The organism is Pseudomonas sp. AMR01 (genome assembly GCF_041946035.1).
Classification (GTDB): domain Bacteria; phylum Pseudomonadota; class Gammaproteobacteria; order Pseudomonadales; family Pseudomonadaceae; genus Aquipseudomonas; species Aquipseudomonas antarctica_B.
The window spans coordinates 119,045-133,596 of sequence record NZ_JAUTYR010000002.1 but is presented as its reverse complement, the minus strand read 5'-3'; the positions used below and the strand labels follow the sequence as shown (position 1 = coordinate 133,596).

Sequence of the window (14,552 nt, the reverse complement as noted above, 5' to 3'; positions counted from 1 at the left end):
TAGTCATAATCAGTCGATTCCGCCCGTGAGGGTCGTCTGCTCAGCATAGTCGAGGTGTTTGACGAGCTGCGCACGCAGCCGGGCACTTACCTCGGCAAATTTAATCGGTGTGGCGTGGTCGCTCAGTTGGGTCATTGCCAACCCCGCATAACCGCACGGGTTGATCCGCCGAAACGGCGCCAGGTCCATGTCCACGTTCAGGGCCAGGCCATGAAAGGAACAGCCGTGGCGAATGCGCAACCCCAGGGAGGCGATTTTCGCGCCGTCCACGTATACACCGGGTGCATCGGGCTTGGCCGCGGCGGTAACACCGTAACTGGCCAACAGCTCGATCAGGCAAGCCTCCATGCGGCTGACCAGGTCGCGCACGCCGAAACCCAGCTTGCGCACGTCCAGCAGCAAATACGCCACCAGTTGACCTGGGCCATGGTAAGTCACTTGGCCACCTCGGTCGACCTGCACCACCGGAATATCCCCCGGCAGCAACAGATGCTCGGCCTTGCCTGCCTGGCCCTGGGTGAACACCGGCGGGTGTTCCACCAGCCAGATCTCATCAGGGGCCGAAGTGCCGCGCTCGTTGGTGAAGCGCTGCATGGCGTGCCAGACGGGCTCGTAGGCCATGTGGCCGAGCTCGCGAAAGCCCAGAACCTGAGACATCACAGCACCATGTGCACGAAGCCGGTGGCCCGCAGTTCGCTGTTGATGTCGTAGAGCTGGTCTTGACCGATCGCAACGATGTGCAACTGGATGGTGGTGTATTTGCCGGTGGCGCTGGAGCGCTCATCCACGCGGTTATCGTTGATCGTCGCGTGTTTACGCACGATCTCGATGATCGCATCCTTACGACCTACGCCGGTGTCGCTGATCACCTTGATGGGATAATCGGTCACCGGGAATTCGATTTTTGGCGCCTTTACTTCTTTATCGGTCATGGCGTAACGGCCTCGTAAGCGTAAGCCTTGGCGACGACAAAGCCCCGCGTCGGATCAACGCGGGGCTTTGCAGGTGCACAGTGTCAGTTGAACAAGCCGTAGAAGAATAGACGGATGCTATCCCACACGCGGCGGAAGATACCACCTTCATCGACGGCGTCCAGCGCGATCAGGTCGGCGCTGTGCACCACCTTGTCGTCCAGTTTGACTTCGACTTTACCGATCACATCACCCTTGGCGATTGGAGCAACCAATTGCGGGTTCATGGTCATGCTGGCAGCGAGCTTTTTCAGCTGGCCTTTAGGCATGGTCAGGGTCAGGTCATCCGCCAGGCCGGCTTTGACCTGGGAGGTAGCGCCCTTCCAAACCGGTGCAGTCGCCAGCTCCGTGCCCTTCTGATAGAAGGTCTGGGTTTCGAAGAAGCGGAAACCATAGGTCAGCAGCTTTTGCGTCTCGGCCGCACGGGCCTGCTCGCTGTTGGTACCGAACACAACGGCAATCAAACGCTGACCATCACGTACAGCAGACGACACCATGCAGTAGCCGGCCTCTTCGGTGTGGCCGGTTTTCAGACCGTCGACGGTCTTGTCGCGCCACAGCAGGAGGTTGCGGTTAGGCTGCTTGATGTTGTTCCAGAAGAATTCCTTCTGGGAGTAGATCGCGTAGTGCACCGGGTCAACGCGAATGATCGCGCGGGCCAGGATCGCCATGTCGTGAGCCGACGAATAGTGCTCAGGGTTCGGCAGACCAGTCGGGTTCATGAAGTGGCTGTTGGTCATGCCCAGGTCGGCCACGGTTTTGTTCATCATGTCGGCGAACGCGTCTTCGCTGCCGGCGATGTGCTCGGACAGGGCCACGCTGGCGTCGTTACCCGACTGGATGATGATGCCGTGCAACAGGTCACTCACCGTCACCTGCGAACCGACCTTGATGAACATCCGCGAACCGCCGGTGCGCCAGGCGTTTTCGCTGACGGTTACCGGATCGTTTTCGCCGATCTGGCCGCGACGGATTTCCAGGGTCGCGATGTACGCCGTCATCAGCTTGGTCAAGCTGGCGGGAGGCAGGCGCTGGTCACCATTGTTCTCGACCAGCACGTTGCCGCTGGCGGCATCCATGAGAACCCAGGCCTTGGCGGCCAGTTGCGGGGAAGCCGGCACCATTTCAACCGCCCAGGCGGCCGGGGTGATGATCAGCGAAAGAAGCAGGCACGTGCGTTTGGCTAAGGTGGTGATGTTCATCCGTCTCTCGAAATTACTTATGGAAACTTGCCCTCGCGGGCAAAACTTATTCAGACAGACCGTTGCCAGACTGTCGCGTGTTCGGTTGCCCGCTCACCCCTTGCCCCTGGGTTTTATTGTTCAACGAGCCAACAACCAAAGCCCAAGCCCGCACGCGAGCCTGAACCATCAATCCCTTTCTTATTCGGCGGTGACCACGCTGGGTTGCCCCAGGTTGGCCGAACGCACGCTGTTCTGTACTTGCGCCACTTCACCGGGCGAACCGATCGGGCCCATGCGCACGCGGTGCAGCGTTTGCTGGTTACGCACGATGGAGCTGATAAAAACCGGCGCCTTGACCATGCCGCTGAGTTTGGACCTTAACAGTTCTGCCGCATCCGGGTTGGCGAAAGCGCCCACTTGCAGGTATTGCCCGCCCACGGTGGAGGCGCCAGGCGCTGCACGCGGCACCACGACGGTGTCGGGAGCGTGCTGCGCCGGTGGCGGTGTCCATTGTTCGATTTTGCCGGCCGACGCGTTCACTTGCGGCTGCTGGGTTTGCGGCTCGTTGAGCATCAACGGCGCAGGTTTGCCACGCTGGGCCCAGTACTGCGCCGGGTCGATGCCTTCCACTTTCACGCGGGCGGTACCGATCTCGGCGTAACCGAGTTTCTTCGCGGCGGCGTAGGACAAGTCGATTATGCGGTCCGAATAGAACGGCCCACGGTCGTTGACCCGCAGAATAACGGTGCGGTTGTTGTCCAGGTTGGTCACACGAACATAGCTGGGCAGCGGCAAGGTCTTGTGCGCGGCACTCATGCCATACAGGTCATACACTTCGCCGTTGGCGGTGTTCTGGCCATGAAACTTGGTGCCGTACCAGGACGCTGTGCCTGATTGCACGTAGGTCTTGGAATCCTGCAGCGGGAAGTAGTTTTTGCCCAGCACGGTATACGGGTTGGCCTTGTATGGGCCGGAGTGCAGGGTTGGCGTGGCGTCCGGGATTTTCGAGACGTCGACGTCCCACCACGGCGCGCCGTCTTTGTGCGCGCGGTTGATGTCCAGGCCCGGCTGGGAACGAACCACCGCGCCGCCGGGCTTCTTCGCCGGAGCGCGGCTGGTAGTCGTGGTGGTGGATGAGCAACTGACAACCAGCAAGGACAACGCGGCGAACGCCACCAGCTTGAGCGTTTTTTTGAACAGCGATACCCGCATTACTTGTTGCCCCGTGCTTGGACCAGCATGTCTGACAGCTGATGCACGGCCATGGCGTACATCACACTGCGGTTATAACGCGTGATTGCGTAAAAATTCTTCAGACCCATCCAGTATTCCGGGCCGTTTTCGCCTTCCAGGCGGAACGCCGTCACCGGCATGTCATCGCGTGGCGCATTCTGACTCGACCACCCCAGCGCCCGCAACTCCCCGACCGTCTTGACGGGCTCGATGCCCTGGGTCAGGCCTTCGTCGGCGCGGTCGCCGGCCACCTGGGCGCGGATCACCACAGGCTCGCCCGCCATCCAGCCATGGCGCTTGAAGTAGCTGGCCACGCTGCCGATGGCGTCATCCGGGTTGCTCCAGATGTTGATGTGGCCGTCGCCGTCAAAATCCACCGCATAGGCGCGAAAGCTGCTCGGCATGAACTGCGGCAAGCCCATCGCACCGGCGTAGGAACCTTTAAGGGTCAAGGGATCAACCTGCTCTTCGCGGGCCAGCAGCAGGAATTCGCGCAGCTCCTTGCGGAAGAATTCGGCGCGCGGCGGGTAATCGAAACCCAGGGTCGACAAGGCGTCGATCACCCGGTAACTGCCGGTATTGCGCCCGTAAAAGGTTTCAATGCCGATGATCGCGACGATCACCTGGGCCGGCACGCCGTATTCCTGCTCGGCGCGGGCCAGCGCGGCTTCGTGCTGGCGCCAGAAGTCCACACCCCGAGCCACGCGGGCGTCGGTGAGGAACATCGGGCGATATTCCTTCCACTGCTTAACCCGCTCTGCCGGGCGCGAAATGGCGTCGAGAATCGCCTGCTTGCGCTGGGCCTCGCGGAATACACCCATCAGCTGCTCACCGGCGAAACCATAGTCGCGGGTCATTTCACCGACAAATTCGGCGACCTGAGGCGAGCCATCGTAGTCACCGGCCTGCGCCTCTTGCGTCGCGCCCAACAGCCCAATCAGGCCCATCAGGGACGCATGCCGAGTCATCCAGCCGCGCATTACTTGCATTGACATCTTCACCTTATTCAAACCTGTGCGATCCACTTGCGATGCGTATGAATCGACATCAAAACCCCAAACGCTGACATCAATGTCACCAGCGAAGTTCCGCCGTAGCTAATGAATGGCAACGGCACCCCAACCACCGGCAGCAGGCCACTGACCATACCGATGTTGACGAAAACGTAAACAAAAAACGTCATGGTCAGGCTGCCGGCAAGCAACTTGCCGAACAGCGTTTGCGCCTGCGCGGTGATCACCAGGCCGCGACCAATCAGCAGCACATAGATCAACAACAGGGCGCAAATGCCCACCAGGCCGAACTCTTCGCCCAATACTGCAATGATGAAGTCGGTATGGCTCTCGGGCAAAAAGTCCAAATGCGACTGGGTGCCCAGTAACCAACCCTTACCAAATACTCCGCCGGAACCGATCGCCGCCTTGGACTGAATGATGTTCCAGCCGGTGCCCAGCGGGTCGCTTTCGGGGTCGAGGAACGTCAGGATTCGCTGTTTCTGGTAGTCGTGCATAAAGAAGAACCACATCGCCACGGCCACCGGGATCGCGGCGGCCAGCACGCTGAGGATCCAGCGCCAGCGCAACCCGCCCATAAACAGCACGAACGCGCCGCCGGCGAGGATCAGCAGCGAGGTACCGAGGTCCGGCTGGCGCACGATCAGGATAAACGGCACGCCAATCAGGATCAGGCTGACTCCCACGTGCTTGAGCTGCGGCGGCAAGGTGCGCTTGGACAGGTACCAGGCAATGGTCGCCGGCATCAGGATCTTGAGGAATTCCGACGGCTGGAAGCGAATCACCCCCGGAATGTTGATCCAGCGCGTCGCGCCCATGGCGTTGTGGCCCATCACGTCCACCACCACCAGCAGCAACACCCCGACCACGTACCCCAGAGGCACCCAGCGCGCCATGAAACGCGGCTCGAGCTGGGCGATCACCACCATCGACAACAGGCCAAGGCCGAACGAAGACGCTTGCTTGATCAGCAAGTCCCAGTTCTTGCCGCTGGCCGAATACAGCACGAACAGGCTGCCGGCGGCGAGGGTCAGCAGCAGGATCAGCAATGGGCCATCAATGTGCATGCGTTGCAGCAGCGTCGCGCGGCGACGCATCACATCCTCGCTTGAGAGGATGCGGTCAAAATTACTCTTCACGGGCCGTAACCTCGGTACTTGAAGGGGGGCCGCCATATTCGGGCTTGAGCCTGCCGTCATCGGCCAGCAACCAGGCGTCCATGATCTGGCGCACCACAGGCGCCGCGACGCCGGAGCCGGACTCGCCGTTTTCGACCATCACCGCTACCACGATTTTCGGTGCGTCCGCCGGGGCGAAGCCGACAAACAAGGCGTGGTCGCGGTGGCGCTCCTGAACTTTGGAGCGGTCATATTTCTCGCCCTGCTTGATGGCCACCACTTGGGCGGTACCGCTCTTGCCGGCAATCCGGTATTGCGCGCCAACCGCCGCCTTGCGCGCGGTGCCTCGGGCGCCGTGCATCACTTGCTGCATGCCGTGGTTGACCTTGGTCCAGTCGGACGGGTCGCGCAGCACGATGTCGGGGATCGGGTTTTCATCCACCGGCTTTTCGCCTTCGATGGTCTTGGCCAGGTGCGGACGGTTCCAGACGCCCTTGTTGGCCACCAGCGCCGTGGCCTGGGCCAATTGCAGCGGCGTGGCCTGCATGTAGCCCTGGCCGATCCCGAGAATCAGGGTTTCACCCGGGAACCACGCCTGACGACGGGTCGCGCGTTTCCATTCCCGCGATGGCATCAGGCCAGGGGATTCTTCGAACATGTCCAGGGAGACTTTCTGACCGAGGCCGAACTTGCCCATATAGGCCGACAGACGATCAATACCCAGCTTGTGAGCCAGGTCGTAAAAATAGGTGTCGTTGGAGCGCATGATCGCGGTGTCCAAATCGACATAGCCGTCACCGGTGCGGTTCCAGTTACGGTATTTGTGATCGTAGTTGGGCAGCATGTAGTAGCCGGGATCGTAAACCCGGCTTGATGCGGTGACCACGCCCGAATCCAGGCCGGCAATCGCCACCGCCGGCTTGATGGTAGAGCCTGGCGGATACAAACCGCGCAGCACGCGGTTGAACAGCGGCCGATCAATGGAATCACGCAGCTCGGCATACGCCTTGAAGCTGATGCCGGTCACAAACAGGTTGGGGTCGAAGCTCGGCTGGCTGACCATCGCCAGCACTTCGCCAGTGTTCGGGTCCAGCGCCACCACGGCACCACGCCGACCGCCCAGCGCCATCTCGGCCGCTTCCTGCAACTTGATGTCCAGGCTCAGGACGATGTCCTTGCCCGGCACCGGGTCGGTGCGCTTGAGCACCCGCAGCACGCGGCCACGGGCGTTGGTCTCGACTTCCTCGTAACCCACCTGGCCGTGCAGCTCGGGCTCGTAGAAACGCTCGATGCCGGTTTTGCCGATATGGTGGGTGCCGCTGTAATTCACCGGATCGAGGCTTTTCAGCTCTTTCTCGTTGATGCGCCCCATGTAGCCGACGGAGTGGGCAAAGTGCGGCCCTTGCGGGTAATGCCGCACCAACTGCGCCACCACTTCCACACCGGGCAGGCGGAACTGGTTCACCGCAATGCGGGCGATTTGTTCTTCGTTCAGCTCAAACAGAATGGGCACCGGCTCGAACGGCCGGCGCCCCTGCTTCATGCGCTTCTCGAAGATCACCCGGTCTTCCGGCGTCAGTTGCAGCACCTCCACGATCACATCGAGGACCTGCTGCCAGTCGCCGGAGCGTTCGCGGGTCATGCTCAGGCTGAAACTGGGCCGGTTATCTGCGACCACCACGCCATTGCGGTCGAAAATCAGCCCACGGGTCGGCGGAATCGGCTGCACATGCACCCGGTTGTTTTCCGACAATGTGGAGTGATAGTCGTATTGGATCACCTGCAAAAAATACAGGCGCGCAATCAGCACCGCGATCAACCCCACCACCATAAACGCGCCAAACACGACCCGAGCGCGTACCAGACGTGCGTCTTTCTCGTGGTCCTTGATGCGGATCGGCTGAGTCATCGGGAGGGGCGCAGATTATTTGTGGTAAGGGTGCCCGGACAGAACTGTCCAGGCGCGATACAGCTGTTCACCGATCAGAATCCTTACCAACGGGTGCGGCAGCGTCAGCGCCGACAGCGACCAGCGCTGGTCCGCCCGCGCACAGACTTCCGGCGCCAGCCCTTCGGGGCCGCCCACCATGAAGTTGACCGTACGCGAATCCAGGCGCCAGCGATCCAGCTCCACCGCCAACTGCTCGGTGCTCCAGGGTTTGCCGTGCACTTCCAGGGTGACGATGCGCTCGTTGGGGCCGACCTTGGCCAACATGGCTTCGCCTTCCTGACGGATAAAGCGCGCCACGTCGGCATTCTTGCCCCGGGTGTTGAGCGGTATTTCCACCAGCTCCAGCGACAGCTCAGCGGGCAGACGCTTGGCATATTCGTGCCAGCCTTCTTCCACCCACTTGGGCATGCGTGAACCGACAGCGATCAGACGCAGGCGCACAGCCGTTCCTTATTCCTGGTCTTTGTTGAGCTTGTCGAAGTGCGCGTGGCCCACTTCCGGGTTGTGGTGCTTGCCATCAGCAGCACGGCTCTGCTCGGCGCCTTTCCACAGACGCTCCAGGTCGTAGAACTGACGGGCGTTGGAGGTCATCATGTGAACGATCACGTCGTCCATGTCCAGCAGCACCCAGTCGCTGTCGCCCTTGCCTTCTTCACCCAATGGCTTCACGCCCTGGGCCTTGACGGCTTCGCGGACCTTGTCGAGCATCGCGCCGATCTGGCGGTTCGAGGTACCGGTGGCGATGATCATGAAGTCGGTGATGCTCTGCTTGTCGCGTACGTCCAGCACCTGAATGTCCTGGGCCTTAACGTCTTCCAGGGCAGCCACGGCAACTTTCACCAGCTCTTCGCCAGCCAGTTCCGGACCAACGTGGGCTTCTACCGGCAACGGAGCGCTCTTGAAGGTGCCTTTGCGCTTAACTTTGCTTACGTCTTTGTTCGTCATATAAAACTCGTTTTGCTCGTATGTTCGGGCGCTCGCTGCACGAGTGTTCGTGCGTTCAAGCGCGCCTTTTCAGTTCGACGCACGGTAAAGTCCGTGCGCATCGATGTAGGCCAGGACCGCGTCAGGCACCAGGAAACGTACCGACTTACCGCTGGCCAGCAGTTGACGGATCTGGGTGGCGGACACCGCAAGCGGGGTCTGCCAGACGAATGCAATATTCCCGTTTGGCCCGGTCAGGGCCAAGGGGTCACTTACCGACCGCGCGGCCAGCAGGTTGCGCAAGGCATCCGGCGGTTCGCTGTCGGCATCCGGGCGTTGCAAAACCAGGATGTGGCAGTGCTGGAGGAGTTCCTCCCAGCGATGCCAAGAGGGCAGGCCGCAAAATGCGTCCCAGCCCAAAAGCAGAAACAATTGGTCGTCTGCGGCCATTTCAGCGCGCATCACTTCCAGGGTATCGACAGTGTAGGACGGTTTATCACGTTTGAGTTCGTGGTCGTCCACCACCAACGGCGCGATGCCTTCTACCGCCAGGCGCACCATTTCCAGACGCTGCTGCGCCGACACCTGCGGCGTATCGCGATGGGGCGGCCGCGCGTTAGGCATCACGCGCAGTTCATCCAGCGCGAGGGCATCCGCGACTTCCAGGGCACTGCGCAAATGGCCGATGTGCACGGGGTCGAAAGTACCGCCGAGCAGCCCGATGCGTTTAGCCATCAAGTGCGCACATGACCGTCGCCGAACACCACGTACTTCTCGCTGGTCAGGCCTTCCAGGCCAACCGGGCCGCGTGCATGCAGCTTGTCGGTGGAAATGCCGATCTCAGCCCCCAGGCCATACTCGAAGCCATCGGCAAACCGCGTCGAAGCGTTGATCATCACCGAAGCGGAATCCACTTCATTGAGGAAACGTCGTGCATCGCTGAAATGCTCGGAAACAATGGCGTCGGTGTGCTTGGAGCCGTATTTGTTGATGTGTTCTATGGCGGCGTCGAGGTTGTCGACGATGCGGATCGACAGGATCGGCGCCGTGTACTCGGTGTACCAGTCTTCTTCAGTGGCTTCGATCACGTCTGCGCCCAGCAGCGCACGGGTGCGCTCGCAACCGCGCAGCTCCACGCCTTTGTCCCGGTAAATGGCAGCCAGCGGCGGCAGCACGCGATCGGCAATGCCGACGTGCACCAGCAGGGTTTCCATGGTGTTGCACGGGGCGTAGCGGTGGGTCTTGGCGTTGTCGGCGATGCGAATCGCCTTGTCGATGTCGGCAGCCACGTCGATGAACACGTGGCAAACGCCGTCCAGGTGTTTGATCACCGGCACTTTGGCATCACGGCTGACGCGTTCGATGAGGCTCTTGCCACCGCGCGGGACGATCACGTCGACAAATTCCGGCATGGTGATCAGCGCGCCTACGGCGGCGCGGTCGGTGGTTTCCACCACTTGCACCACTTCAGCGGGCAACTCGGCCACGGCCAAGCCCTGCTGAATGCAGGCAGCGATCGCGCGGTTGGAATTAATGGCTTCGGAGCCGCCACGCAGGATGGTGGCGTTGCCGGACTTGAGGCACAGGCTCGCAGCGTCGATGGTCACGTTCGGACGCGACTCATAAATGATGCCGATCACGCCCAACGGCACGCGCATCTTGCCGACTTGAATGCCGGACGGCAGGTAGCGCATGTCGCGGATTTCACCGATGGGGTCAGGCAGCTTGGCCACCTGACGCAGGCCTTCGATCATGTCGTCGATACGTGCCGGGGTCAGCGCCAGGCGGTCCAGCAATGCTGGCTCCAGGCCATTGGCACGGCCGTTGGCCAGGTCCAGTTCATTGGCCGTGGCCAGCTCGGAGCGCGAGGCATCCAGAGCATCGGCGGCAGCCAACAGGGCACGGTTCTTCTGCGCGGTGCTCGCACGGGCGATCAATCGCGAGGCCTGACGGGCAGCGCGACCCAGGCGGGTCATGTAGTCAAGAACGGACTCAGTCATGGTCAGGGAGTCTTGGCAGGGAGGAAAGCGGCAGATTATAGCTGTGACGCCGCCCGACTGACAGCGGTGAGGGGCGGATGGTCGAAATGAACTGTAAAAATAGGGGGTTCAGCGGTAATTAAGGTTGGAGTTGTTATTATTCCGTCACATTTAGCCGTATTAACCTTTGATCGCCATGTCCAGTTTTGCCCCAAAGCTCCCCGCCAGCGCCCTGCCCGACTGCTTCTTCGACCGCGATGCGCAACTGCTTGCGCGAGAATTGCTCGGCAAAGTCATCCGTCATCGGGTCGGCGAAACTTGGCTCTCAGCCCGAATTATCGAAACCGAAGCCTATTACGTGGCCGAAAAAGGCAGTCACGCCTCACTCGGCTACACAGAAAAGCGTAAGGCTTTGTTTCTGGATGGCGGGCACATCTACATGTATTACGCCCGTGGCGGTGATTCCCTGAACTTCAGCGCCCAAGGGCCGGGCAATGCGGTGCTGATCAAATCGGCCTACCCATGGGTCGACGAAGTGTCCGGCCCGGCCAGCCTGGCGCAGATGGTGCTGAACAACCCCAACCCCGATGGCAGCCCGCGCGCCGCGCAAAAGCTCTGCGCGGGCCAGACGTTGCTGTGCAAGGCATTGGGTTTGAAAGTACCGATGTGGGACGCCAAGCGCTTCGATCAGGAGTTGCTCTACGTCGAAGACGTGGGCCAGACGCCTTCGTCCATCATCCAGACCACTCGCCTGGGCATCCCCAGCGGGCGCGATGAGCACCTGATGTATCGCTTTGTGGATGCTGGCTATGCGCCTTACTGCACACGGAACCCGTTGCGCAGGGGCCAGGTCGAAGGCCGCGATTACTTTTTGACTTGAATTGATTGAGCACCGAGACCGGCATCGCAAAGGATCCAATGTGGGAGCGGGCTTGCTCGCGAATGCGGTGTGTCAGCTACAGAATCCTTCACTGACACACCGTATTCGCGAGCAAGCCCGCTCCCACAATGGATCTCCAGCGTCTCAGGCTATGTATTGAATAAAGGGAGTTGAGTGTATGAGCCAATGGCTCGATAGCATTACCGGTTGGCTGACGTTAAACCCTGAATGGCTGGCGGTGGCGGTGTTTATCGTCGCGTGCGTGGAATGCCTGGCGATTGCCGGGCTGATCGTGCCCGGCACGGTATTGCTGTTTGCAATCGCAGCGCTGGCCGGCAGTGGCGCACTGTCTCTTAGCGAAACGCTGCTGTTGGGTTTTCTCGGCGGGTTGTTGGGCGACGGGGTTTCCTACTTCCTCGGGCGACATTTCCACCAGAACATCCGGCGTCTGCCCGGCTTGCGCCAGCACCCTGAATGGATGAACGGCGCAGAAACCTACTTCCACAAATACGGCATCGCCAGCCTGCTGGTAGGACGCTTCATCGGTCCGCTGCGGCCCATGCTGCCGATGGTGGCCGGGATGTGCGACATGCCCTTCCCTCGCTTCGCGGCGGTGAGCATCGTGGCGGCGGCGGGTTGGTCGGTGGCGTATTTGCTGCCGGGCTGGGCCACGGGTGCTGCGTTCCGTCTGCCCTTGCCGGAAGGTTTTTGGCCGGAAGCGGCCATTGTCACGGCCTGTTTGGCGGTGTTGCTGGGGCTGAGTTTGAACAGCAGCCTGCGCGGCCATCGGCGCGCAACCTTGTGGATCGGTTGCGCCAGCCTGACGCTGTTGATCGCACTGTTTATCGGCTATCACTCACTGAATAACTTTGACACAGGCCTGAGCGCGCTGGTGCAAGAGCACCGCAGCCCATGGCTGGATGAAGTGATGGTGCGTGTCACGCAACTGGGCGAATTCAAGAAGATGTTCTTCGCCAGCGCCGTATTCACAGGCTTGCTGCTACTGGCGCGACAATGGCGGCATGCCGTGTTTGTCGGCGCCACGCTGGCAGGCGCTGCGGTCATCAACACGGGGACCAAGCTGTTTTTCGCCCGTGGCCGCCCGGAAATCCTGACAGACCCACTGACCAGTTTCAGCATGCCCAGCGGCCACGCCTCCGGCGCCTTTGCGTTTTTCCTGGCGCTTGCGGTGCTGGCAGGTCGCGGCCAACCCACGCGGTTACGCCTGACCTGGATGCTGATGGGCTGCATCCCCGCCGCGTTTATCGCGCTGTCACGGGTGTACCTTGGCGCCCATTGGCCCACCGACATCCTGGCGGGTACTTTGCTGGCGATGACGGTGTGCGCCTTCAGCCTGACGTTCATCCAGTACCGCAGCCCGCTGCCGGCCATGTCGCAAAAAACCTGGTGGCTGTTGCTACCGGCGCTGGTCGCGGTGTTGAGCTTTATCGCGCTCACCGGAACGCCTCACGCCCTGCTGCGCTATGCCTATTGAGTAAAGAGTTCGCCCTGCAACTCGTCGAGTAACATCTGGATAGCGTCCAGCCGTTGCTGCGGGTCATCGAGTTGCAGCAGGTCGATCTTGTCGGCCTCGGTGAACGGCAGCAGGTAGGCCAACTGGTTGCCCAAGGCTTGCTGGCCATCGGCGTAGGTGCCCATGTCCAGCGAGGCAACCATGGGGTGTTCGGCCAGGGCGTGGAGCAAGGCCAGCAAATCGGCGTCCTCTTCTTCCAGCGCCTGGTCGGGCAGTTCTTCCAGCCATTGCACATCAGCCACCAGCAGTTGGTCTTTCTGCGCCTCAGCGTCGCGCACGCGAAAGCGCCGCCCGCCTTCGACACGAATCCCCAACAGGCCGTTGTCTTGCTGTTTGAAGTCGCGAATCAACGCCTCACAGCCGACCAGCGCGTAGCCGTCCGGGGCCATGCCCACTTCCCTGCCGTCGAGGATGCACACCACGCCAAAGCTTTCGCCCTTTTTCATGCAGCGGCTGATCATGTCCAGGTAGCGCGCCTCGAACAGTTGCAAATCGAGGGTGCAGCCAGGGAACAGCACGGTATTGAGCGGGAACAGCGCCAGACTCATAAAGCTTTCCTTAAAACCGGTTTAAACAATCACCGACACAGCCAGCGGCAAAAACACCGCCGTGGCCACACCCATCAAACTCATGGCCAGCGCCGCAAAGGCGCCGCACTCTTCACTTTCCTGCAAGGCCACCGAGGTGCCGACCGCATGGGCGGTCATGCCCAGGGCCATGCCGCGCGCTTCAGGGCTGTGCACACCGAGGCGCGACAGGTACGCCGGGCCGATCATCGCGCCGACCACACCGGTGATCAGCACAAACACCGCCGCCAGCGCCGCCACGCCGCCGATCTGCTCGGCCACCAGCATGGCAATCGGCGAGGTCACCGACTTGGGCGCCATGGTCATCAGCATCATATGTTCGGCGCCGAACCACCAGCCCAGCAACACACACAGGCCAGTGGCCGTTACGCCGCCTACCACCAGCGTAGTAAAAATCGGCCAGAACAATTGGCGAATCCGCCGCAGGTTCAAATACAGCGGCACTGCCAGGGCCACGGTTGCCGGGCCGAGCAGGATGCCCATGATCTCGGTGCTCTTGCGGTACTCGGCGTAGGTCAGGCCGCAGGTGAGCAACACGCCGACCACCAATAGCATGGACACCAGCACCGGCTGCAGGAAAATCCAGCGGGTTTTCTCAAAGGCCGCCAACACGATTTGATAAGCGCCGAGGGTGATGCCGATGCCGAACAAGGGATGATGAATCACGGCCGTCCACGCGCCCTGCCAGTCGCCGATCATTGATCCTTTTCCTTGCGCTTGACCATCTGCTGCATCAGCACGCCGACAACACCCATCGCAATCACCAGCGACAACACCAAAGCACCGACGATGGCCCAAAAATCAGCGGCGATGTCCCTGGCGTACACCATCACCCCAACGGCTGGCGGCACCAGCAGCAACGGCAAGTAACGCAATAAACTGCTGGCGGCCACATTCAGCGGTTCGCCGACTTCGCCGCGCCAGATCAGAAAACCCAGCATCAGCAGCAAGCCGATAATCGGCCCCGGCAGCACCGGCACCAGCAAATGGTTGATCGCGGTGCCGATCAATTGAAACAGCACCAGCCAAGTCAAACCTCGTAACAACATCCGTTTTCTCCCCCCTCAACGCACGCCCGCATTATAAGCACGCCCGCCCTATGCTCCGGCATTCGCCAAAAGCATGGTGGCTTGACCGGCCCTGGCGCCCATGATGATCTACCCTGAATTTCGCACACC

General features: G+C 61.1%; 16 protein-coding genes. 2 read left to right on the top strand and 14 right to left on the bottom strand.

The window, feature by feature from the left end:
- Positions 1 to 9: 9 nt before the first annotated feature.
- The 11 genes from lipB to Q7C20_RS02470 all read right to left on the bottom strand — a co-directional run bounded on the left by lipB (position 10) and on the right by Q7C20_RS02470 (position 10,394).
- Entirely contained in the window at positions 10 to 657 is a 648-nt protein-coding gene (gene lipB / locus Q7C20_RS02520; protein WP_348060011.1) for a lipoyl(octanoyl) transferase LipB, read from the bottom strand.
- Entirely contained in the window at positions 657 to 932 is a 276-nt protein-coding gene (locus Q7C20_RS02515; RefSeq protein WP_348060013.1) for a DUF493 domain-containing protein, read from the bottom strand. The genes lipB and Q7C20_RS02515 overlap by 1 nt, the downstream gene beginning before the upstream one ends.
- A gap of 83 nt (positions 933 to 1,015) precedes the next feature.
- Positions 1,016 to 2,173, bottom strand: coding sequence for a D-alanyl-D-alanine carboxypeptidase family protein (locus Q7C20_RS02510; RefSeq protein ID WP_375065105.1), 1,158 nt, complete (start codon positions 2,171 to 2,173; stop codon positions 1,016 to 1,018).
- 180 nt (positions 2,174 to 2,353) lie between these two features.
- A complete protein-coding gene (locus Q7C20_RS02505; protein WP_375065103.1) occupies positions 2,354 to 3,367 on the bottom strand; it encodes a septal ring lytic transglycosylase RlpA family protein in 1,014 nt (337 codons plus the stop codon).
- Entirely contained in the window at positions 3,367 to 4,377 is a 1,011-nt protein-coding gene (gene mltB / locus Q7C20_RS02500; protein WP_375065101.1) for a lytic murein transglycosylase B, read from the bottom strand. Before mltB ends, Q7C20_RS02505 begins: the two co-directional genes overlap by 1 nt.
- A gap of 17 nt (positions 4,378 to 4,394) precedes the next feature.
- Positions 4,395 to 5,498 (bottom strand): rod shape-determining protein RodA, encoded by a 1,104-nt coding sequence (rodA, locus tag Q7C20_RS02495; RefSeq protein ID WP_065911239.1) that lies wholly within the window; start codon positions 5,496 to 5,498, stop codon positions 4,395 to 4,397.
- Positions 5,499 to 5,529: 31 nt separating this feature from the next.
- Complete coding sequence (gene mrdA / locus Q7C20_RS02490) at positions 5,530 to 7,428, bottom strand: penicillin-binding protein 2 (RefSeq protein ID WP_375065099.1); 1,899 nt, start codon at positions 7,426 to 7,428, stop codon at positions 5,530 to 5,532.
- 15 nt (positions 7,429 to 7,443) lie between these two features.
- On the bottom strand, positions 7,444 to 7,911 hold the full coding sequence (gene rlmH, locus Q7C20_RS02485) for a 23S rRNA (pseudouridine(1915)-N(3))-methyltransferase RlmH (RefSeq protein ID WP_003176297.1): 468 nt from the start codon (positions 7,909 to 7,911) through the stop codon (positions 7,444 to 7,446).
- Between the two features lie 9 nt (positions 7,912 to 7,920).
- Positions 7,921 to 8,415: a ribosome silencing factor gene (rsfS, locus tag Q7C20_RS02480; RefSeq protein WP_058412893.1), complete on the bottom strand. Its 495-nt coding sequence runs from the start codon at positions 8,413 to 8,415 to the stop codon at positions 7,921 to 7,923.
- A 69-nt stretch (positions 8,416 to 8,484) separates the two neighbouring features.
- Positions 8,485 to 9,129, bottom strand: coding sequence for a nicotinate-nucleotide adenylyltransferase (gene nadD, locus Q7C20_RS02475; RefSeq protein WP_078739280.1), 645 nt, complete (start codon positions 9,127 to 9,129; stop codon positions 8,485 to 8,487).
- Positions 9,129 to 10,394 carry a glutamate-5-semialdehyde dehydrogenase gene (locus Q7C20_RS02470; RefSeq protein ID WP_375065092.1) on the bottom strand — a complete coding sequence of 422 codons (1,266 nt, stop codon included), beginning with the start codon at positions 10,392 to 10,394 and terminating at the stop codon, positions 9,129 to 9,131. The genes nadD and Q7C20_RS02470 overlap by 1 nt, the downstream gene beginning before the upstream one ends.
- Before the next feature lie 175 nt (positions 10,395 to 10,569).
- Here Q7C20_RS02470 and Q7C20_RS02465 point away from each other — a divergent pair, with 175 nt between their 5' ends.
- A complete protein-coding gene (locus tag Q7C20_RS02465) occupies positions 10,570 to 11,253 on the top strand; it encodes a DNA-3-methyladenine glycosylase (protein ID WP_375065090.1) in 684 nt (227 codons plus the stop codon).
- A gap of 178 nt (positions 11,254 to 11,431) precedes the next feature.
- Positions 11,432 to 12,748 (top strand): bifunctional DedA family/phosphatase PAP2 family protein, encoded by a 1,317-nt coding sequence (locus Q7C20_RS02460; protein WP_375065088.1) that lies wholly within the window; start codon positions 11,432 to 11,434, stop codon positions 12,746 to 12,748.
- On the opposite strand, the gene Q7C20_RS02455 is transcribed toward Q7C20_RS02460, so the two are convergent.
- The 3 genes from Q7C20_RS02455 to Q7C20_RS02445 are packed head-to-tail and all read right to left on the bottom strand — an operon-like array spanning position 12,742 to position 14,423.
- Positions 12,742 to 13,335 (bottom strand): LON peptidase substrate-binding domain-containing protein, encoded by a 594-nt coding sequence (locus Q7C20_RS02455; protein WP_375065087.1) that lies wholly within the window; start codon positions 13,333 to 13,335, stop codon positions 12,742 to 12,744. The two genes, Q7C20_RS02460 and Q7C20_RS02455, sit on opposite strands and share 7 nt — an antisense overlap.
- A gap of 21 nt (positions 13,336 to 13,356) precedes the next feature.
- Positions 13,357 to 14,073 (bottom strand): LrgB family protein, encoded by a 717-nt coding sequence (locus Q7C20_RS02450; RefSeq protein ID WP_348058575.1) that lies wholly within the window; start codon positions 14,071 to 14,073, stop codon positions 13,357 to 13,359.
- Positions 14,070 to 14,423: a CidA/LrgA family protein gene (locus Q7C20_RS02445; protein WP_375065084.1), complete on the bottom strand. Its 354-nt coding sequence runs from the start codon at positions 14,421 to 14,423 to the stop codon at positions 14,070 to 14,072. Before Q7C20_RS02445 ends, Q7C20_RS02450 begins: the two co-directional genes overlap by 4 nt.
- Positions 14,424 to 14,552: the final 129 nt, after the last annotated feature.